This is a genomic window from Nonomuraea sp. NPDC049378 (assembly GCF_055586745.1).
In genome coordinates, this window is sequence record NZ_JBVJHP010000047.1 from 1 (window position 1) to 19,446 (window position 19,446).

Annotated in this window: 17 protein-coding genes; 8 read left to right on the top strand and 9 right to left on the bottom strand. The window is 70.7% G+C overall.

The window, feature by feature from the left end:
* Positions 1–156: roadblock/LC7 domain-containing protein (locus tag ACZ6SA_RS48790; protein WP_465836315.1), on the bottom strand; the 156-nt coding region annotated here is incomplete at its 3' end.
* Positions 153–2,996: a sensor histidine kinase gene (locus ACZ6SA_RS48795; RefSeq protein WP_347649950.1), complete on the bottom strand. Its 2,844-nt coding sequence runs from the start codon at positions 2,994–2,996 to the stop codon at positions 153–155. The genes ACZ6SA_RS48790 and ACZ6SA_RS48795, both read right to left, overlap by 4 nt.
* 503 nt (positions 2,997–3,499) lie before the next feature.
* Between ACZ6SA_RS48795 and ACZ6SA_RS48800 the strand changes: the two genes are divergently transcribed.
* The 4 genes from ACZ6SA_RS48800 to ACZ6SA_RS48815 are packed head-to-tail and all read left to right on the top strand — an operon-like array spanning position 3,500 to position 7,516.
* Positions 3,500–4,450, top strand: a complete 951-nt coding sequence (locus ACZ6SA_RS48800; RefSeq protein WP_347649951.1) for an ABC transporter substrate-binding protein — start codon at positions 3,500–3,502, stop codon at positions 4,448–4,450.
* The gene (locus ACZ6SA_RS48805) at positions 4,447–5,256 is read left to right on the top strand and encodes an ABC transporter permease (RefSeq protein WP_347649952.1); all 810 of its coding nucleotides are present in this window, start codon (positions 4,447–4,449) and stop codon (positions 5,254–5,256) included. The genes ACZ6SA_RS48800 and ACZ6SA_RS48805 overlap by 4 nt, the downstream gene beginning before the upstream one ends.
* Complete coding sequence (locus ACZ6SA_RS48810; RefSeq protein WP_465836298.1) at positions 5,253–6,029, top strand: ABC transporter permease; 777 nt, start codon at positions 5,253–5,255, stop codon at positions 6,027–6,029. Before ACZ6SA_RS48805 ends, ACZ6SA_RS48810 begins: the two co-directional genes overlap by 4 nt.
* A gap of 38 nt (positions 6,030–6,067) precedes the next feature.
* Positions 6,068–7,516 (top strand): dihydroorotase, encoded by a 1,449-nt coding sequence (locus ACZ6SA_RS48815; RefSeq protein WP_465836300.1) that lies wholly within the window; start codon positions 6,068–6,070, stop codon positions 7,514–7,516.
* A 4-nt stretch (positions 7,517–7,520) separates the two neighbouring features.
* On the opposite strand, the gene ACZ6SA_RS48820 is transcribed toward ACZ6SA_RS48815, so the two are convergent.
* Positions 7,521–8,330, bottom strand: a complete 810-nt coding sequence (locus ACZ6SA_RS48820; protein WP_443155508.1) for a class I SAM-dependent methyltransferase — start codon at positions 8,328–8,330, stop codon at positions 7,521–7,523.
* Between the two features lie 225 nt (positions 8,331–8,555).
* Between ACZ6SA_RS48820 and ACZ6SA_RS48825 the strand changes: the two genes are divergently transcribed.
* Genes ACZ6SA_RS48825 through ACZ6SA_RS48835 form a run of 3 tightly spaced genes read left to right on the top strand, consistent with a single transcriptional unit; the run spans position 8,556 to position 11,073 of the window.
* Positions 8,556–9,515, top strand: coding sequence for an ABC transporter substrate-binding protein (locus ACZ6SA_RS48825; protein ID WP_465836303.1), 960 nt, complete (start codon positions 8,556–8,558; stop codon positions 9,513–9,515).
* Positions 9,512–10,291: an ABC transporter permease gene (locus ACZ6SA_RS48830; RefSeq protein WP_347649957.1), complete on the top strand. Its 780-nt coding sequence runs from the start codon at positions 9,512–9,514 to the stop codon at positions 10,289–10,291. Before ACZ6SA_RS48825 ends, ACZ6SA_RS48830 begins: the two co-directional genes overlap by 4 nt.
* A complete protein-coding gene (locus ACZ6SA_RS48835) occupies positions 10,288–11,073 on the top strand; it encodes an ABC transporter permease (protein WP_347649958.1) in 786 nt (261 codons plus the stop codon). Before ACZ6SA_RS48830 ends, ACZ6SA_RS48835 begins: the two co-directional genes overlap by 4 nt.
* Here the strand turns inward: ACZ6SA_RS48835 and ACZ6SA_RS48840 are convergent.
* The 5 genes from ACZ6SA_RS48840 to ACZ6SA_RS48860 all read right to left on the bottom strand — a co-directional run bounded on the left by ACZ6SA_RS48840 (position 11,063) and on the right by ACZ6SA_RS48860 (position 17,617).
* The gene (locus ACZ6SA_RS48840; RefSeq protein ID WP_347649959.1) at positions 11,063–12,076 is read right to left on the bottom strand and encodes a nitrilase-related carbon-nitrogen hydrolase; all 1,014 of its coding nucleotides are present in this window, start codon (positions 12,074–12,076) and stop codon (positions 11,063–11,065) included. The two genes, ACZ6SA_RS48835 and ACZ6SA_RS48840, sit on opposite strands and share 11 nt — an antisense overlap.
* Complete coding sequence (locus tag ACZ6SA_RS48845) at positions 12,077–12,520, bottom strand: hypothetical protein (protein WP_347649960.1); 444 nt, start codon at positions 12,518–12,520, stop codon at positions 12,077–12,079.
* 2 nt (positions 12,521–12,522) lie between these two features.
* A complete protein-coding gene (locus tag ACZ6SA_RS48850; RefSeq protein WP_347649961.1) occupies positions 12,523–13,908 on the bottom strand; it encodes an aldehyde dehydrogenase family protein in 1,386 nt (461 codons plus the stop codon).
* Positions 13,905–14,888 carry a DUF1838 family protein gene (locus ACZ6SA_RS48855; RefSeq protein WP_465836307.1) on the bottom strand — a complete coding sequence of 328 codons (984 nt, stop codon included), beginning with the start codon at positions 14,886–14,888 and terminating at the stop codon, positions 13,905–13,907. The genes ACZ6SA_RS48850 and ACZ6SA_RS48855 overlap by 4 nt, the downstream gene beginning before the upstream one ends.
* Before the next feature lie 173 nt (positions 14,889–15,061).
* Entirely contained in the window at positions 15,062–17,617 is a 2,556-nt protein-coding gene (locus ACZ6SA_RS48860; protein WP_465836309.1) for a sensor histidine kinase, read from the bottom strand.
* A gap of 539 nt (positions 17,618–18,156) precedes the next feature.
* Here ACZ6SA_RS48860 and ACZ6SA_RS48865 point away from each other — a divergent pair.
* Entirely contained in the window at positions 18,157–19,140 is a 984-nt protein-coding gene (locus tag ACZ6SA_RS48865; RefSeq protein WP_465836311.1) for an ABC transporter substrate-binding protein, read from the top strand.
* A 16-nt stretch (positions 19,141–19,156) separates the two neighbouring features.
* On the opposite strand, the gene ACZ6SA_RS48870 is transcribed toward ACZ6SA_RS48865, so the two are convergent.
* Positions 19,157–19,446: ATP/GTP-binding protein (locus ACZ6SA_RS48870; protein ID WP_465836313.1), on the bottom strand; the 290-nt coding region annotated here is incomplete at its 5' end.

Genomic DNA, 19,446 nt, shown 5'->3' on the forward strand with positions numbered 1-19,446 from the left:
CAGCTGATCCGCCCGATCAGCCGGAAAACCCGACGACGCCGCAAGCGGCAACCCGTCGGACGAAACCACCACCGCGTGCGCGACCCCGGGAACGGAGTTGACGAAATCGGTGATTAACCAATCCACCCCGCGTGCCGACTGGCTCAGGTCACTCATGACCGCTCATCCCTGCTTTCAACACTCCTGGGGCCGGAGGGATACGTCCTGCCCTCGCTGATGTCATCACGTGCCGCCCGGAACCCCTGCTGGAAGCTGGAGAGCCGGCTGCGCACCCGCTCCGGCGAGACCGCGGGCATCGGCGCGACGCCTTTCGGCGCGGAGACTGTGTCGGCGGAGCCGGGCACCAGGTTGGCCTTGGGCACCCGCTTGGGCAGCCCGGCGGCCGTGGCGCCGTCGCGTGCGGGCTCGACGACGGCTTCGGCGGCGCTCCAGCCGGCGTCGGCCTTGGCGGAGCCCCAGGTGGCGTCGCTGTCAGGGCCGTGCTCGAACCAGGCCGACTCGACCGAGGCGAAGATCGGCAGATATTCGTCGCCGGCGGAGGCGGGCTGCACGGCGGGCATCGGACCTGTCGCGGCGGACTCGGTCTCGGGGAAGTCGTACCTTCCCGCGTCGGGGTCCGGTCTGCCGGCGTTCGCCCGGTCGCCGGTGGGCCGCTGCGGCAGCGGGTTGCTGCTGCTCATCCAGTTGCCGGGCGGGCTCGCGGGGTTGCGCGAGGGGACCCAGACGTCGGCGGTGTCGTAACCGCCGCCGTTGTTGCGCGGATCGGAGGGCCAGCCGGAGTCCATGCTCCCCCGGGGAGAGAAGGACGAGGGCTGCGACGAGAACGACGGTTGCGACGGGAACGACGGCTCTGAGGGGAACGACGGGTGCCCGGGCCCCGGCTGGTAGCTTCCGCCCGCGCCCCACTGGGGGACGGGCGGCTGTCCCGTGGGCTGACGGGCGGCGCCGAAGCCCTCGTCGAACGAGATGCTGTCCTGCTGGCCCATGCCGTTGTTCGCGGGGGTCGGGCCGTACGAGGGGGCCTGCGAGCCCAGGAGCGCTTCCGGCATGAGGACCATGGCGGTCAGGCCGCCGGAGCCGTGGGGGCGCAGCTGCACCCGGATGCCGTGGCGGTGCGCCAGGCGGGCGACCACGAACAGGCCCATGCGCCGCGACACCGACACGTCCACGGTGGGGGCTTCCATGAGGCGCTCGTTGGCCTGGGCCAGTTCGTCGGGGGTCATGCCGATGCCGGAGTCGGTGATCGACAACATCACGCCGCCGCCGTCGATCCTGCTGCCCGACACCGTCACCCGCGTCTCGCGCGGCGAGAACGACAGGGCGTTCTCCACCAGCTCCGCGATCAGGTGGATGACGTCGTTGACCGCCTGACCGGCCACCGACACCCCGTCGGGCACCTGCAACACGACCCGCTCGTAGTTCTCCACCTCCGAAAGGGAGGCGCGGGCGACGTCGACCAGCTTGACCGGTTTGCTCCAGCGGCGCGGGGGGTCCTGTCCCGCCAGCACCAGCAGGTTCTCGCTGTTACGCCGCATACGCGTGGCCAGGTGGTCCAGCTTGAACAAGTTCCCGAGCCGCTGCTCGTCCTGCTCACCCTGCTCCAGACCGTCGATCAACGTGATCTGCCGCTCCACCAGCGTCTGGCTACGCCGCGACAGGTTCACGAACATCGCGTTCACGTTGCTCCGCAGCCGCGCCTCCTCGCCCGCCAGCCGCACCGCCTCACGGTGCACCTCGTCGAACGCCCGCGCGACCTCACCGATCTCGTCGTTGGAGGCGACGCCGATCGGGGTCACGGGCCCGATCGAGCCTTCGCCGCTCTCACGCAGCTGCTTGACGGTCTCCGGCAGGCGGCGGCCGGCGATGAACAGCGCTTCCCTGCGCAGCCTGCGCAGGGGGCCGCTCAGCGAGCGGGCCATGAAGACGGTGACCAGCAGCACGAGGAGGAGCAGGGCGGCGATCACGCCACCGACGATCACGGCGTTCTGCTGCTCCGCGCCTTCCAGTGTGCGGCTGCGCAGCACGATGGAGTCGGCCGTCTGCTGCTCGACGGAGCGCATCCCGTCGATGGTCTCGCTGATGGCGTCGAACCACGCCTTGCCGTCGCGGGTTAGGCCGAGCCTGCGGTCGCGCAGGGGCAGGCCGTCGTCCTGCAGGAGCAGGGCTCGGGCCAGCAGGACCTCGGCGCGGTCCACGGACCGGCCGCTTACGGAGTCGTCGTACGCCTGGCGGAGCTGGAGGGAGACCTGCGACTTGAAGGTGGCGAGCTCGCTGTTCCGCTGGGCGCGGGCGGCGATGAAGGCGTCGAGCTCGGCCTTGCCGAACTCGCCGGTGGCCAGGGCGGCGACGAGCAGCGCGCGCTGGGTGGAGACGTACTGCTTGGCCCGGGCCAGGGCGGCGAAGCCGGACACGCTCGCGGACAGTTCCTTGTCGACCGCGCCCTGGTCGATCTTGTCGTTCAGCGAGAGGAGGTCGGAGATGGTCCGGTCGTAGAGCTCGATGACGGAGTTGACGTCGAGCTGGGAGGCGACCGCGGTGTCTCGCGAGGTGGCGAGCTCGTCGAAGCGGTTCTTGATGCGCAGGGCCTCGGGGGCCGCCGAGTTGTCGGAGGACATGAGGGTCTCGATGCCCGGCTTGACCTCGGCGACGAGCTTGTCGACGTTCTCGTACTGGGCCGCGACGTCCGCGGGGGCCTTCTCGTCGCCGGATGTCCGGCGTCCCAGGGCGACGAACCGGGCGGTCAGGTCACGTTCGCGCTCGACTTCGTGGGCGAGGGCGGTCAGCCGGCTCGCGAGCACGGCCACCTCGTTGACCTGGGCGTACTCACCGGCGGTGGCGATCGAGGTGGTGACGCGCAGGCCACCGAACACGAGTGCGGCCAGGGTCGGGATGATGACGATGACCAGCAGCTTGGAGCGCACTCGCCAGTTGCGTATGGAGAAGCGAGATCCCGCCTGGCGTTTGTCGACCGCGTCCACGCCGTCCGGCTCGGACATCTCTGGCCCACGGGGGCCTTGTCGGGGGGCTTCTTCTGTTAAGCCCTGTTCGCCGCCCGTAGGGGGGATCACAGTCTTCACTTGCCTCCGCAACCTCTCCTCGGATGGCCTGGTGCACGTAGATCACGTCATTACGCATGTTTGCCATGTGACGCCGACGCACCCTTGGGGCGAGAGCTAATTGGAGCACATCTACCTGAGATCGGCCAATACCGCAAAGATCACAAGCAACACACGGCTCAGCATTTTACGCAATTCACCACACCTGCCCCAACGGTCCCACGTCAAGGACTCCAGATTTCCCGACAAACGGACAAACCACCGCAAAATACCATATATGTGGATATATCTTGTTAATTTCCGGCGTTCCAGGTGACCTGGTAAGCATGGCCTGCGCTAAGGTGCCAGCGTCGTTGAACACCCCCGTTCGCACTCACCCCCCGGTTCAAAGGAGACCCGCAATGCGGTTCGGTGCATTAGGGCGTACTGCCCTGGTTGGGCTTGTGGCCACCCTCGTCATCACTGGGTGCTCCGGTTCTGACGACAAGGCCGAGGGCTCAGGCGCCGACGCCGGTATGAAGACCGACCTGCTGATCGGCCAATATCCCGGCGCGGACTCGGCGCCGCTGTTCATCGCCATGGAACGAGGCTTCTTCAAGGAAGAAGGCCTCACCGTCAAGCAGGAGCCCATCCAGGCTCCGCAGCAGGTCCTGGGAAAGCTTTCGAATGGCGCCATGGACGTCGTTCTCGGTAGCTACGCCACCATCCTGACGATCCAGGAACAGGGCACCGAGAAGTTCAAGTACATCGCCGACTCCTACCAAGGCGCGCAGGGCGCGTTCGGCATCATGGTGAAGAAGGACTCCCCCATCAAGAAGGTCGCCGACCTGAAGGGCAAGAAGGTCGGCGTCAACGCCTTGAAGGGCCTGGGCGTCCTCACCATGAACCCGCACTTCAAGGTTGCCGGCCTCGACCCCAACAAGGACCTCACTTATGTCGAGGTCCCGACGACCAACTGGCTCTCCTCGCTCGACAAGGGCGACGTGGACGCCGTCTGGATGACCGACCCCTACGTCAGCCAGGCGAAGAAGGAGCTCGGGGCCACCATGCTGGTGGACACGATGTCGGGCCCGACCGAGGGTCTGCCGATCACCGGCTGGGCCGCCACGGAGAAGTGGGTCGCCGACAACCCCAAGACGCTGGCGGCGTTCCAGCGGGCGATGGCCAAGGCGCAGAACATCGCGGCCACCGACCGTAGCGCGGTGACGAAGGTCCTGCCGACCTTCACCCAGATCCCGGCAGAGACCGCCGCCACGATCAACCTGGGCGCCTACCCGACCTCGCTGAGCGCCGAGCGCATCCAGCGGGTGGCGGACCTGATGCTCGACTCGAGCATGCTCAAGAAGGAGATGGACGTGAAGTCCATGATCTACACGGCTCCCACCCAGGGATGACGGCTACAGTCACACCGGCGCGGCGCGAGCGGTCCCCGCTCGCCCGCGCCCGGCTGGTCAAGTACGCCCGCCACGCCGCAGGCGTGGCGGGCTTTCTGCTGCTGTGGCAGGTCCTCGGCGCGTCGGGCGCGATCAAATGGCTGCCGCCGGCCGTGGACACGCTGGCCAGGACCGTCGCACTCGCCGTCGACCCGGAGTTCCTCGACCACCTGCTGGGCACCATCACCGCCGCGATCGTCGGGCTGCCGCTCGCCGTCCTGGTCGCGGTCCCCATCGGCCTGGTGCTGGGAACTGTCCCGGTGATCGAGGAGATGACCCGGGTGTTCGTCGAGTTCCTGCGGCCGATCCCGTCCGTGGCGCTGATCCCGCTGGCGCTGTTCTTCTTCCCCTCCGAGCTCAACGCCAAGGTCGCGCTCATCGTCTTCGCCGCGTCCTGGCCCATCCTGATCAACACCATGTACGCCATGCGTGACGTCGACCCGGTGAGCAAGGAGACGCTGCGCACGTTCGGGTTCGGCGCCGGAGCCGTGTTGTGGCGGGTGTCCCTGCCGAGCGCGGCGCCCTTCATCGCGACGGGAGTGCGGCTCGCCGCGTCCATCACGCTCATCCTGGCGATCAGCGTGGAGTACATCGTGGGCGGGTCGACCGGCATCGGCAGTTTCCTCATCCAGGCGAGCACGGGCATCGGCGCCGACGCCATGATCGACGTCCTGGCCGCCCTGCTGTGGGCGGGTTTCCTCGGGCTCGTCGTCAACACCGTGCTCGTACGGGCCGAGCGGCGTCTGTTCAGGTGGCGAACGACATGATGCGCACCTTGCTGAAGCGGCTGTGGCTGATCCCCGTCGTCCTCGGCGGCTGGGAGCTCCTGGCACGCTCTCTCGACATCGCGTACCTGCCGGAGCTGAGCCTGATCGTGACGCGGATGTACGAGATGTGGTTCTCCGGGCCGTACATCCTCACCGAGGAGGCCGTCGGCAACTTCGTGCCCAGCCTGGTCAGGGTGACGGGTTCGTGGGCCGTCGCGGTGGTCGTCGGCGTGGCGCTCGGCGTCGCGCTGGGCAGGACCGCCTGGCTGGCCGACGTCGTGCAGCCGCTGGTCGAGTTCGCCCGCGCGGTGCCGCCGCCGGTCATGCTCCCCCTCTTCCTCGTGCTCTTCACGATGGGCACCCAGGTGCAGGTGGCGACGATCGTCTTCGGCATCATCTGGCCGATCCTGCTCAACTCCATCGACGGCGCACGCAGCGTCGACCGGCTGAAGGTCGAGACCGCCACCGTGTTCGGCGTGCCGGCCTCGCTCAGGCTCTTCCGCATCATCCTGCCCTCCGCGGCGCCGAAGATCTTCGCGGGCCTGCGCCTGAGCGTCTCGCTGGCGCTGATCCTCATGGTCATCTCCGAGCTCAAGGGCAGCACCGAGGGGATCGGCTACCTGCTCAGCCTGGCCAACAGCAACGCCGACATGCCGGCCATCTGGGCGGGCGTGCTGGTGCTCGGCGTGCTCGGCTTCGTCCTCAACTCCCTGTTCCTGATGGTCGAGCGGCGCGTGCTGGCCTGGCACCGCGACGCCCACCGCATCGCTTGATCGCTTGATCGCTTAATCGCTAGGAGAGACACTCCCCCGTGACCGAGCTGCTGCTGAAGAACGTGAAGGTCGTCACCCACGAGCACGACCAGCCCGTGGCGGCGGACATCGCCGTCGAGGACGGCCGCATCGTCCGGGTGGGGCCGGGGCTGGCCGGAGCCGGCGAGGTGATCGACGGCGGCGGCAGGCTGGCCTTCCCCGGTGTCGTGGACGCCCACCAGCACTGGGGCATCTACAACCCGCTGCCCGAGGACACCGAGTCGGAGAGCCGGGCGAGCGCGCAGGGCGGCGTGACCACCGCGCTCACCTACATGCGGACCGGCCAGTACTACCTCAACAAGGGCGGCCCCTACGCCGAGTTCTTCCCCGAGGTGCTCAGGCAGGCCGAGGGCCGGGCCTACGTCGACTACGGATTCCACCTGGCGCCCATGTCGAGCGGGCACATCGACGAGCTGCCCGACCTGGTCGAGCGGTTCGGGGTGCCGTCGTTCAAGATCTTCATGTTCTACGGCGGGCACGGGCTGCACGGGCGCTCCGACGACCAGCGGGCGTTCCTCATGCTGCCGGAGGGCGAGCGCTACGACTACGCGCACTTCGAGTTCGTGATGCGCGGGGTGCAGGCGGCCAGGGAACGCCTGCCCGAACTGGCCGGCGAGATCTCGTTGTCGCTGCACTGCGAGACGGCCGAGATCATGACCGCGTACACGAAGCTCGTCGAGGAGGCGGGAGACCTGAGCGGGCTGGCCGCCTACAGCGCCTCCCGCCCCCAGCACTCCGAGGGGCTGGCCGTCTTCATCGCCTCCTACCTCGCCCACGAGACCGGGCTGGCCAACGTCAACCTGCTGCACCTGTCGTCCCGCAAGGCCCTGGACGCGGCCGTGCGGATGGCGGCGACGTTCCCGCACATCGACTTCCGCCGCGAGGTCACGATCGGTCACCTGCTGGCCGACGTCGACACGGCCAGCGGCCTCGGAGCGAAGGTGAACCCGCCGATCAGGCCGCGCGAGGACGTCGAGGCGCTGTGGGAGTACGTGCTCGACGGCACCGTGGACTGGGTCGTCAGCGACCACGCCTGCTGCCGCGACGAGCTCAAGTTCGGCGATCCGCGCGACGACGTCTTCGTGGCCAAGGCCGGGTTCGGCGGGGCGGAATACCTGCTGTCCGGCCTGATCACGGAGGGCCGCCGCAGGGGCCTGCCGTACGGCAGGATCGCCGCGCTGACCTCCTGGAACCCCGCCAGGAGGTACGGTCTGCGCACCAAGGGCACGATCGCCCCCGGTTTCGACGCCGACATCTGCCTGGTCGACCCCGCGAGCACCTGGACGGTCCGGGCGCAGGACTCGGAGTCGACGCAGGAATACACGCCGTTCGAGGGTTTCGAGCTGACGGCCAAGGTGACGGACACGTTCGTGCGCGGCAACCGCGTGCTGGACGCCGGCAAGGTCGTGGGCCGTCCGGTGGGACGCTACGTGTCCCGGCCCGCGTGAGCTTTCACGCGCGCGTGCCCGTGGCGTAACGCACGGTGCGGGCCAGCAGGAAACCCTCCTGCGGCAACGACGCCTCCAGCGCGGCCCTGGCCTCGGGGCGCAGCGACTCGGGGATGCTCTCCAGCGAGGCCCTGCGGGCGGCCGACCAGAGCCAGTCCCACACCTGCCCGGCCCCGACGGTCACCTCGAACACCACGTCCGCGCACTCGACGTCGCCCAGTCCGCCCTGCTCGAACAGCCCGGTCAGCTCGCCTGGCGCGCCCAGGGTGTGGTGGAACGGCGCGCTGCCCGCCCCCGTGGTGTAGGGCGCCAGCGCCCGTTCCACCAGCGCGAACAGCTCGGCCTCGGCGGGGCTCGACCGGACCAGCAGGCTGGCCGCCAGCCGCCCGCCCGGCCGCAGCAGCCCGGCCATGGAGCGCACGGCGGCGGGCGGGTCGGGCAGGAAATAGAGCATCATCCCCGCCAGCACGATGTCGAACCGCTCGCCCGGCAGCAGGTCTTCGGCGTGCTCCGCGTCGCCGAGCACGACGGCCGCCTGGCTGAGGCCGTGGCGCTCCACCTCGGCGGTGGCGGCGGCCACCATCCCGGGTGCGAGGTCGAGACCGACGACCCGGCCTGTGGGGCCGACGGCCTGGGCGGCCGGCACGAGCGAGGCGCCGGTGCCGCACCCGGCGTCCAGCACGTGGTCGCCGGGGCCGGGGGCGGCGCGGCGTACGAGCTCGGCGGCGACGGGCGTGAAGAACGGCACGCCGACGCGTTCGTAACTGCCGGACGCGCGGTCGAACACGCCGGCCATGTACTCCTTGGCATCCATCAGCTTCCTCGCAATCAGCAGGCACGCGGCCCGGGGGGCGCCGTGCGGTCGGTCCGATGATCAGATGTGCCGGACCCGAGCTTGCCATGCCCATAGCTGATCGACAAAGGGCGAGTCAGGAGAGATCGGCTACCGTAGGCTCGACATCCTGACGACCCTCTGGGCACCCCCTTGTCCCCCAGAAAGGCAGAAGCGATGAAGCTGGCCAGGATACTAGCCGCAGGCATGGCGATCGCCCTCTCGCTGAGCGCGTGCGGAGGGGGCGGCGAGAGCGGCGACGGCGGCACCGCGGCTCCTGGAGGCTCCGCGGGCGGGCTGGAGAAGACCCAGCTGCTGGTCGGTGTGGTGCCGGTCCCGTCGTCGGCGCCGCTGTTCATCGCGGAGAAGCGGGGCTTCTTCAAGGAGGAGGGGCTGACCGTCAAGACGGAGATCATCCAGGCTCCGCAGGCGGTCATGCCGAAGATCCTCAACGGCAGCATGGACGCGTTCCTGACGAGCTACGTGTCCCTGATGGCGATCAACGACTCCGGCGCGGCCACGCTCAAGCTCTTCCAGCACAGCCAGGAGGCCGCGCCCAACGTCGCCGGCGTCGTGGTGGCCGAGGGCTCGCCGATCAAGTCGGCCGCCGACCTCAAGGGCAAGACGATCGCGGTCAACGTGCTGAAGGCGCTCGGGCAGACGCTGACCAACGCCCACCTGCAGGAGGCCGGGCTCAAGCCGGACGACGTCAAATACGTCCCGGTGCAGTTCGCCGACCAGATCAGCGCGCTGTCCTCGGGCAAGGTCGACGCCGCCTGGCTGGTCGAGCCGTTCCTGACCGCGGCGAAGAAGGACGGCGCCACCCAGATCATCGACACCACCGACGGCGTCACCGCCGGCGTGCCGATCGACGGCTGGGGCGTCACGGAAGACTGGCTGGCCAAGAACCCCAAGACCGCCGCCGCCTTCCACCGCGCCCTGGCCAAGGCCCAGCAGATCGCGGGCGAGGACCGCAAGGCCATCGACGAGGTCGTGCCGACGTACACGCAGATCCCGGCCGACGCGGCGGCGGCGATGACGCTCGGCACGTTCTCGCTCGAGGCCGACAGGGCCGGTGTGCAGAAGCTCGGCGACCTGCTGCACGGCTACGGCTACCTCAAGTCCAAGGTGGACGCGGCGCACCTGTTCGCGCCGCTGGGCGGATGATCGATCGGCGGATCGCGCGGGCCGCGCTCGGCGCGCTCGGCGTGGCGGGCTTCCTCGCCGTCGCCGAGGCGGCCGGGCGCGTCGGGCTCGTCCCCGACGTGCTGCCGTACACGTCGCAGGTGCTGGTGACGGCGGCGCGGCTGCCGCTGGAAGCGCAGTTCAGGGCCGACGTGCTGGCCACGCTGGAGGCGTGCGCGAGCGGGCTGGCGATCGCGATCGCGGTCGCCGTGCCCGCCGGGTTGCTGCTCGGGACGGTGCCGTTCGTGGAGCGGTCGGTACGCCCGCTGGTGGAGTTCCTGCGGCCGATCCCCTCGGTGTCGCTCATCCCCCTGGCCATGTTCCTGTTCCCGGTGAGCCACGACGCCAAGGTCGCGCTCATCGTCTACACCTGCTCGTGGCCGCTGCTGATCAACACCCTGTACGGCCTGGGCGACGTCGACCCGCTGGCCAAGGAGACCCTGCGCAGCTTCGGCTTCGGGCCGCTGGCCGTGGCGCTGCGGGTGAGCCTGCCGAGCGCGGCGCCGTTCATCGCCACCGGCGTGCGCATCGCCGTGTCCGTCACCCTGATCGTGGCGGTGAGCGTGGAGCTGCTGGCTCCCGGCGGCGGCGGGATCGGCGCGTTCCAGTCGCTGGCGGGCAGCGCCAACCGGGCCGACCGCATGCTGGCCGCCCCGCTGTGGGCCGGGGTCATCGGGCTGGCCGCCAACGTGCTGTTCACGTCCGCCGAGCGCCGCCTGTTCCGCTGGCACCGGGCGCGCGCGGGAGAGCCGTCATGACCGCCGCCGCCCGCCGGCTGGTGTGGTACTGGCTGCTGCCCGTGGCCGTGCTCGGCTGGGAGCTGGCCACCCGCTCTGCGGACGCACCTTACTTCCCGCCGCCGTCGCGGATCGTCGTACGGCTGCACGAGATGTGGTTCTCGGGCCCGCCGTCGCGGGCGTTCCTCACCGACGAGGCCGTCGCCGACCTGCTGCCGAGCCTGGCCAGGCTGTTCGCCGGGTGGGCGGTGGCGTGCGCGGCGGGCGTGCTGGTCGGCGTCGCGCTCGGCCGCTCGTGGCTGCTGTCGGCCCTGGTCGAGCCGCTCGTGCACTTCGGCCGCTCGGTGCCGCCGTCCACGCTGGTACTGGTGTTCCTGGTGCTGTTCAAGATCGGCACCCCGATGCAGCTGGCCTCCATCGTGTACGGCGTCATCTGGCCGGTGCTGATCAACTCCATGGACGGCGCCCGCCACGTCGACCGCCAGTACATCGAGACCGGCGTCGTCTACCGGCTGGGCCCCTGGCAGCGGCTCGTCCGCGTCATCCTGCCCGCCGCCTCCCCGAAGATCTTCGCCGGGCTGCGGCTGAGCGTGTCACTGGCGCTGATCATGATGGTGATCTCGGAGCTCGTCGGCAGCAGCGAGGGCATCGGGCACCGCATGCTGGAGGCGCAGAGCCAGTTCGACATCCCGGCCATGTGGGCGGCGATCGTGCTGCTCGGCCTGCTCGGCATCGCCCTCAACGCCGCGTTCCTGGGCGTCGAGCGGCTCGTGCTCTCCTGGCACCGCGGCGTCAGGGCCTAGCTTCGCCGTACAGCCGCTCGATCGCCTCGATCTGCCTGGTCGTGAACCAGGCCCGGTCGCGCGGCCCGGCCGCCAGGCCGCCGGGCCGCTCGCCGTCGTGGCGGGCGTACTCCTCAGCCCACAGGCCGGTCTTCACGCGGCTGAGCAGGTTGCCCATCCCAGGCCGCCGCCGGTGCCGGCGCAGCGCCGTCAGGTCCAGTTCCGCGGCGGCCACCAGCGACTCGCCCGCGCCCGCCAGCGCCAGCGCCCGGCCTTCGTGGTCGATCACCTCGGATCCGCCGTTGGTGGAGTCTCCGGGGATCGCGATGCCGGACAGGCCGCCGCTGTTGGCCGAGACGACGTAGGCGTGGTTCTCGACGGCCCTGGCGCGGCGGGCGATCGCCTTGGGCGTCAGCGCCGGCGAGGACGCCTCCGACGTGGGATGGCAGAAGACCTCGGCACCGCGCAGGGCCAGCGCGCGGGCCAGCTCCGGCACGAGGACCTCCTCCGAGGCGAGCACCGCCAGGTTGCCGATCTCGGTGCGGGCCACCGGCAGCACCCCGTCGATGCCGTAGACGTCGAGGTACCGCTCCCACACGTCGTACGGGGTCGGCGTGAACATCGAGTGCAGCCGGCGGTAACGCAGCACCGCCTCCCCCTGCGGGGAGAGGATCACCGACGCCTGGAAGTACAGCTCGGGGAAGTGCTCGTCGCGCTCGTACGCGTTCACGCACAGGAACAGCTCGTGCCGCGCGGCGATCTCCCCGAGCGCTCGGTATTCGGGGCCGCCAGGGTCGAGAGCGGCCCGTTCGCGCCACTCGGCGAAGCTCTCGCGCATGGGGAACCCGGTCAGCACGTATTCCGGCAGCACCACCAGGCGCAGGCCGGGCCCGAGCCACGCCGCCGAGCCGCGGACCCGCTCGGCGATCCGGTCGACGGCGGCGGCGATCTCGGCCCGCGGGTCGGCGGCCGCGTTGACGGCGCGGGTCCGCACCTGCAGGGCGAGCGCGGTGTAGGCGGTCATTCAGCCGACCCGCCGCTCGTTGATGAGGGTACGGCGCACGCACACGCCGCCGCGGATCCACTGCCAGACCCTGCTGCGGGTGTCGCCCGTCCCGCTCAGCACGATCAGCTCGAACAGCCGCAGGTCCTCCCCTTCCGCCTTGAACTGCCAGCGCAGGTAGATGGTGGACTCGTCCAGCTCCCAGAACTCGCCCTTGAGCCGGTCGGTGTCGAACCCGCAGCGGCCGCCGCCGAGATGGCGGCCGGGGAACTCGTGCACCTCCACCCGGCCGTCGTCCCAGGTGTAGCGGTTGGTCTGGTGGTAGGTGGCGTCGCCGACGATGGCGCAGGTCATCTCGACGCGGTGCCGGTCGAGCACGGCGCCGCCGGGGTCGACGTGCACGTACTCGCCCTCCCACCGGCCCTCGTGCCGCGCCAGCAGCGGCATGTCCTCGCGAAGTCCCACGCTCACTCCTTCTCCAGCGGATGCCACCACGGGTCGGCGGCCGGCGACCGGTTCACCAGGAACGCCCGGCGGCGCAGGAACCGGCGGATCGAGGCGGCGCCCATGCGCGAGCGGCCCAGGCCGGACAGCCCGAACGAGTCCTTCTCGCCTTCGTGCACGAGAGCGGTCAGCGAGGCGTCGTTGATGCTGACCGCCCCCACGCGCAGCCGGGCCGCCACCTCCATGGCGTCCTGCTCCGAGGCGGCGAAGACGGCGGCCGACAACCCGTAGACGGAGTCGTTGGCCAGGGCCACCGCCTCCTCGGCGCCGGCCACGGCCATGACCGGCAGCAGCGGGCCGAACGTCTCCTCCGTCATGACCCGCATCTCGTGGGTGACCCCGGACAACACCGTGGGCCGGCACCAGTGGCCGCCGCCGTGGCGTTCGATCTCCCCGCCCGTGTGCACGATCGCGCCCCTGGCCGTCGCGTCGGCCAGCTGCGCGGCGATCACCTGCTCGTGCCCCGGCCGGATGAGGGGACCTATCGGGCCGCCCTCGCACGTCAGGCCCACCCTGGCGGCCTTGCTCGCGAGCAGGTCGAGGAAGTCGTCGTGGACGTCGTGCTCGACGTAGACCCGCTCGATCGACTGGCAGGACTGCCCGGCGTTGGCGGTGCCGCCCCACAGGATCGCGGACGCGGCCCGGTCGAGGTCGGCGCCGGCCAGCACGATCGCCGGGTCCTTGCCGCCCAGCTCCAGGAACGCGGGCACGAACGCGCGGGCCGCCGCCTCGGCCACCCGCCGCCCCGTCTCGACGCTGCCGGTGAACACCACGGCGTCCACCATTCCCACCAGCGCCGCGCCGGTCTCGCCGTCGCCCTCGACCACCCTCAGCGGAAGTTCGGGAGGCACCAGCCGCATCAGCGGCTCGATGAACCGCGGCGTCACCTCGCTCGGCTTGACCAGCACGGAGCAGCCCGCCGCCAGCGCGGGAGCCGCGTCGATGAGGGCCATGAGCAGGGGCAGGTTCCACGGGCTGAGCACGCCCACGAGATCGTAGGGGACCATGTCACCGCCCACGACGATCCCCGGCGCCGACGCGGCGAACGGCTCGGGCGGCGCCAGCAGCGCGGGAGCCTCGCGGGCCCAGCGCCCGACCAGGTCAGCGGCGAGCCGCCGTTCCAGCGACGACTCCCCCACCCGACCGGTGTCGGCCACCAGCGCCGCCAGCAGGTCGTCGTCGGCCGCGAGCGCGGCGGCGAACGCCGACAGGACCTCACTCCTGTCCGCCCTCCGCCAGCCGCCGGCGCGCCCGCGCAGTTCGGCCGCCAGGTCCGCCAGCTGCGCGGGCGTGGCGGGCACGAGCTCCCGCTCGGCCCAGCCGGTGAGCGGGTTGCGTACGGTGCTCATGACCGGCCGTTGGCGGCGCACCAGGCCGCCCAGGTGGTGGCGCCCTTGCCGAGCTGCTTGGTGTGGAAGGACGTCCAGGAGTTCTCGCTCGGGCCCGGCCCGGCGGGCGCGGAGGTGAACCGCGGATGCTCCGCTTCGACCGCCGCGCGCAACCACGGTTCGACGTCGTCGTAGGAGTCGAGCGACCAGCCGCGGGCGTGGTAGGTGAGCCCGCCGCGCACCTCGGTCTCCGCCAGGCACATGAACGGCGCCCACGGGCTGGTCCTGGCCCAGCTGACCTTGGTCTTCATCGCGCCGCGCGGGACGGCGCCGGGGACGGCGCGGGCGGCGACCTCGCGTCCGTCCACCGAGAAGTCGAACATCTCCTGCGCGGTGTAGACGCCGCCCACCAGGCCGAACCGCTCGCCGAGCGTGGCGCCCAGATCGGCGCGTACGGGGATGTCGCTGGTCCACACCGTCTCGTCGTGCACCCTCACCAGCGGGGGCCCCTGGAAGGAGGGCGTGATCGGGAACGGGCCGAAGTTGACCGCGTCGTTGTTGATGGGGACGACCGGGTACGTCCTGCCGTCGACCGGGTTCTTCCACTCGCGGACGATCCGCGCCGGGTCGGCGGGGTCGGTGTAGAACACGATCTCGCGGGAGAGCTGGTAAAGCTGGTTGGTGCCGGGCACCCGGTGGAGCCGCCGGATGTTGTAACCCTCGATGTTGAAGAGCTTCTGGCCGTGCCGCATGGCGGGGTCGAGGGTGTTGCCCGTGACGTCCGCGAAAACCGACCCCGAAATCCGGAAAACCATATCCTTGCCGTCGGGGCGGCCGAAAGTCTGGAGCGAGAGCAGAGCACTTTTCCCGGTGACCGTTCTGAACACCGGACCGGGATGGGTCGGCGTCCTGGACCCGGCGTCCGCCGCCGCGCCGGGAATGGCGCCGCTCGCGAACAACAGGACGAGAGCAAAAGACGCCGTCAGTCTGCGTGTGAACATGGATGCTCCCCACCGAGAAAGCAGGACGACGCCTATTCTGATCATGCGCTCACCGGCATTGTCCAGCCGTGACTTCCCGCAGAATTCAGCGGTTCTTCCCTTTCGAGCGCGGTGGGGCCGGGCCGCGTGCCGTGCGGGCGCCGCTGGAGCCGCCTGGCGCGGGCCGTGTCCCGTCATGCGCCCTGCCCCGGCGGCGTTCTCCACGGGCCGGGAGGCGTGGGGTTGCCCGTGCTGAGGTCGTCGCGTGCCGCGCGGACGCCCTGCTGGAAGCCGGCCAGGCGGTTGCGGACCCGGTCGGGCGAGATCCGGGGGATGGGGGCCACGCCCTTGGGAGTGGAGGCGCTGTCGGCGGTGCCGGGCACCAGGTTGGCCCTGGGCACGCGCTTGGGCAGGCCGGACGGGGTGGCGCCGTCGTCGACGGGGCTGGCCGCAGCCTGCGCGGCGCTCCATCCGGCGTCCGCCTGGGGCGAGCTCCACACGTCGCTGCGGTCGCGGTCGAACCAGGCCGACTCCACGGCGGCGAAGATCGGCAGGTAGTCGTCCGCGCCCCGAGCGGGTGGCCCCGCCTGCGGCGGGTCGAATGCCGGCGATCTGGGCGGTGGGGCGGGGCCGTACGGACCGGGCGGGCCCGGCCAGACCGGCGGCGGCGCGAGGTCCCGCGGTGCCGCGGTGTCCGAGGGGTCGGTGGCGAAGGACGGCCAGTTCGCGACCGCGGGCGTGGAGTAGGGCTCCGGCTCGGCACCGGGCGGGGTGTGCGGGTCGGGCGGGTGGGTGCTCCGGGGCTCGGGTGGGGAGGTGGTGGAGAAGGCGGGCGGCGGGGTGAAGAAGCCGGAGGGCCGGTCGGGCGACGAAGGGAAGGCAGCGGGGGTGGGCTGGGCCGGGCCCAGGTGGTAGTGGAGCAGGGAGCCGGGCAGGAACACGATCGCGGTCAGGCCGGCCGCGTGCGAGCGCAGCCGCACCCGTACGCCGTGGCGCTGCGCCAGCCGGGCGACCACGAACAACCCCATGCGGCGGGAGACCGACACGTCCACCGTGGGCGCGCGGGCGAGCCGGGCGTTGGCCTGTTCGAGCTCGTCCCGGGTCATGCCGATGCCGGTGTCGTCGATGGAGAGCATGAGCCCGCCGCTCTCCATGGTCCCGGTGGAGACGGTGACGCGGGTCTCGTACGGCGAGAAGGCCAGCGCGTTCTCGATCAGCTCCGCCAGCAGGTGGACGATGTCGTTGACCGCCTGTCCCGAGACGGCGACGCCGCCGGCGAGCTTGACCGCGACCCGCTCAGCCCCTTCGACCTCCGACAGCGCGGCGCGCACCACGTCGGCCAGGCCGACCGGCTCGTTCCACCGGCGGGGGGCGTCCTGCCCGGCCAGGACCAGCAGGTTGTCGTTGTTGCGCCGCATGCGCGTGGCCAGGTGGTCGAGGGTGAACAGGCCGGCCAGCCGCCGCTCGTCCCGCTCGCCCTGCCCCAGCCCGTCGATGATCTGGAGCTGCCGCTGGACCAGGGTCTGGCTGCGCCTGGACAGGTTGACGAACATCGCGTTGACGTTGGCGCGCAGCCGGGACTCCTCACCGGCCAGCCGGATGGCCTCGCGGTGCACCTCGTCGAACGCCCGGGCGACCTCGCCGATCTCGTCGCGGGAGTCGACTCCGATGGGCGCGGGCACGAGTCCCGCCCCGTCGCCGCGCTCGCGCAGCAGGCGGACCGTCTCGGGCAGGCGGGCCCCGGCGATGTGCAGGGCCTCGGTGCGGAGCCTGCGCAGCGGGCTGACCAGGGACCGGGCCATGATGGCCGTGACGATCAGGACCGCGAGCAGCAGCAGGAGGCTGTAGGCGGCGGCCAGGAGCGCGTCCTGGCGGGCGGCGTCCTTCATCGTCCTGCTGTGGACGTTGATCTCCTCCCCGAGCCGGCGCTGCATGGTCCAGATCCCGTTCACGGAGCCGCTGCTCGCCTCGAACCAGTGGTCGGCGTCGTCCTGGCGCTCCGGCTCGATGTCGATGCGGTTGCCGTCGGCGGCCTGGGCCAGCGCGCGCAGCCGGATCGCCTCGGCCCGGTCCACCAGGGCGCCGGTGACGGTGTCGTCGTACAGTTGGCGCTGGTCGGGCGTGGCCACCGACTTGAACACGCTGACCTCGCTCTCCTGCCGTGCGCGGGCGGCGATGAACCGGTCGAGTTCGCCGCTCTGGAACCGCCCGGCGGCGGCCGCGCCGGTGAGCAGGCCGCGCTGCTCGGAGGCGGCGTTGTACGCCTTGGACAGGGCGGAGAGGGCGGCCACGTCGCCGGCGAGCACCTCCTGGTCGCCTCCCTTGCCGATCTCGTCGTGGAACTGCGCGAGCACCGCGATGATCTGGGAGTACTTGGTGACGGTGGGCAGGGCGAGCAGGGCGGAGCCGAGCACGGTGCCGCGGGTGGCGGCGATCTCCGGCAGGCGGCTGAGCATCTGCCGGGTGAGGGTCGACGCGCTCTCGCCGTACGCGGGGGTGATGGTCGCGGCCTTCTCGCGGAACGCCTCGGCGGCGGAGTCCACTCGGCCGAACTGCGCGCGCAGCGGCTCCTCGCGTTCGGGGGTACGGCCGGCGGCCACGTAGTGAACGGCGAGGTCGCGTTCCAGGGCCAGCTGGTGGGTCAGCTCGGTGACGGAGGCGCTGAGCTCGGATTTGTCCATGACGCGCTGGTATTGACCGGCCAGCGTCCACGACGTGATGACCTGCTGCGCGCCGACCACGATGCTCACTCCGGTCGGGATGACGATCAGGGCGATGAGCCGCGAGCGTACCCGCCAATCCCGGAACCGGAATTTGCGCCGTCCTTTTCCGCCGTTTCGGCCATGCGGCTTCGACGGTGAAGGCGGATGGGGACGGTGGACGTCCGCAGGCGATCGGTTGCTCACTGGTTCCACTCTCTGGCCTACATATACGCCGGCATCGGCATCTGATGCGCCCCCGAGACGAAGAGCAATTTCAACACACGCCAGGCAGGTTGCGCCAACCTTACAAATCACCTGACTGCCTGGAAAGGATGACGTACAGCAAAACAACCCCCAGCGAAGCAGAGACGTCACGAAAGCCGGACAGCGACCGACAATCAGCGATGTTTCACTGAGCCGTGCCCCAGGACCATTCATGGCATTCGCGACACTCCTGCTGTACGATCACCGCCTGTCCGCGTGCCGCCGCCTCGGGTTCCGTTTCCCGGTGTCCACTCCCCGCGTCCACTCCCCGCGTCCACTTCCCAGCGTCCACGGCGGCCTCGATGCCCCGGCCAAGGAGGACCATGCGATCCGGGCCCGCCCTCCGCGCCTGCGTGGCGCTCGCCGCCACGATCGTCATCACCGCCTGCGGCGGCGCCGACCCCGGACCGCCCGCAGGCGGCCGGCAGGGAGGCCCTGAGAAGACGGCGCTGACCATCGGCGTCAGCCCGACGCCCTCGTCGGCTCCGGTCTTCATCGCCGACCGCCGCGGGTTCTTCAAGGAGGAGGGCCTGACCGTCAGGACGGAGGTCATCCAGGCGCCGCAGACCGTCATGCCGAAGATCCTCAACGGCACCATGGACATCTTCAAGGGCAGCTACGTGTCCCTGGTCAACATCCAGGACAGCGGCGCGGCGAAGATCAAGATCCTGCACGACAGCCTGGCCGCGGCGCCGGGCATCGCGGGCGTCGTGGTCATGAACGACTCCCCGCTGCAGGGCCCGAAGGACCTCAAGGGCGCGACGATCGCCGTCAACTCGCTCGACAACCTGGGCACGATGTCGATGAGCGCCCATCTGAAGGCTTATGAGGTCGCCCCCGACCAGGTGAAGTTCGTCGTGGTGAACTTCGAGGCCCAACTGGCCGCGCTCAAGGAGTCGCGGGTGGACGCCGCGTGGATGGTCGAGCCGTTCCTGTCGGCCGCGCAGCAGGCGGGCGCGCGGCTGCTGCTCGACACCAACACCGGCCCCACCGACGCGCTGCCGATCGACGGCTGGGCCGCGACGGAGGAGTGGACGGCCCGGCATCCGCGAACCGCCGCGGCCTTCCAGCGCGCCGTGTCCAGGGCGCAGCGCCTGGCCGCGACCGACCGCGCGGTGCTGGCCGAGGTCGTCCCGCTCTACACCCAGACCCCGAAGGAGGCGGTGATGACCATGGCGATGGGGACGTTTCCCACGTCGTTGAACGCCACGCGCATCCAGCGGGTGGCGGACCTCATGTACGAGTTCGGCTACCTGGAGTCGAAGGTCGACGTGGCCTCGATGGTCGTGCCCATCCCCGGACGGTGACGCTCGCGGAAGAGGCTCAGCCGCCCCAGCCCGGCACGGCCATCCTGACCGAGAGGGCGTGTTCGACCAAGTTGATCAGCGCGCTTTTCACGGAGTCCTTCGACCTGGCGTCCAGGCGCACCATCGGGATGTGCGGGGCCAGGGTCAGGGCGTCGCGGACCTCGGCGTCGCTGTGCGGATATTGCCCGTCCCAACCATTGACGCCCACCACGAACGGCAGTTGCGCCTCCTCGAAGTAGTCGATGGCGGGGAAACTGTCGGCCAGGCGGCGCGTGTCGACCAGCACCACCGCACCGATCGCACCCC

Bases quoted from the DNA above. Each gene is read 5' to 3' on its own strand.
- ACZ6SA_RS48795 (WP_347649950.1), bottom strand. From the start codon at position 2,996: ATGTCCGAGCCGGACGGCGTGGACGCGGTCGACAAACGCCAGGCGGGA.
- ACZ6SA_RS48805 (WP_347649952.1), top strand. From the start codon at position 4,447: ATGACGGCTACAGTCACACCGGCGCGGCGCGAGCGGTCCCCGCTCGCC.
- ACZ6SA_RS48810 (WP_465836298.1), top strand. From the start codon at position 5,253: ATGATGCGCACCTTGCTGAAGCGGCTGTGGCTGATCCCCGTCGTCCTC.
- ACZ6SA_RS48820 (WP_443155508.1), bottom strand. From the start codon at position 8,330: ATGGATGCCAAGGAGTACATGGCCGGCGTGTTCGACCGCGCGTCCGGC.
- ACZ6SA_RS48825 (WP_465836303.1), top strand. From the start codon at position 8,556: ATGGCGATCGCCCTCTCGCTGAGCGCGTGCGGAGGGGGCGGCGAGAGC.
- ACZ6SA_RS48830 (WP_347649957.1), top strand. From the start codon at position 9,512: ATGATCGATCGGCGGATCGCGCGGGCCGCGCTCGGCGCGCTCGGCGTG.
- ACZ6SA_RS48835 (WP_347649958.1), top strand. From the start codon at position 10,288: ATGACCGCCGCCGCCCGCCGGCTGGTGTGGTACTGGCTGCTGCCCGTG.
- ACZ6SA_RS48840 (WP_347649959.1), bottom strand. From the start codon at position 12,076: ATGACCGCCTACACCGCGCTCGCCCTGCAGGTGCGGACCCGCGCCGTC.
- ACZ6SA_RS48850 (WP_347649961.1), bottom strand. From the start codon at position 13,908: ATGAGCACCGTACGCAACCCGCTCACCGGCTGGGCCGAGCGGGAGCTC.
- ACZ6SA_RS48855 (WP_465836307.1), bottom strand. From the start codon at position 14,888: ATGTTCACACGCAGACTGACGGCGTCTTTTGCTCTCGTCCTGTTGTTC.
- ACZ6SA_RS48865 (WP_465836311.1), top strand. From the start codon at position 18,157: ATGCGATCCGGGCCCGCCCTCCGCGCCTGCGTGGCGCTCGCCGCCACG.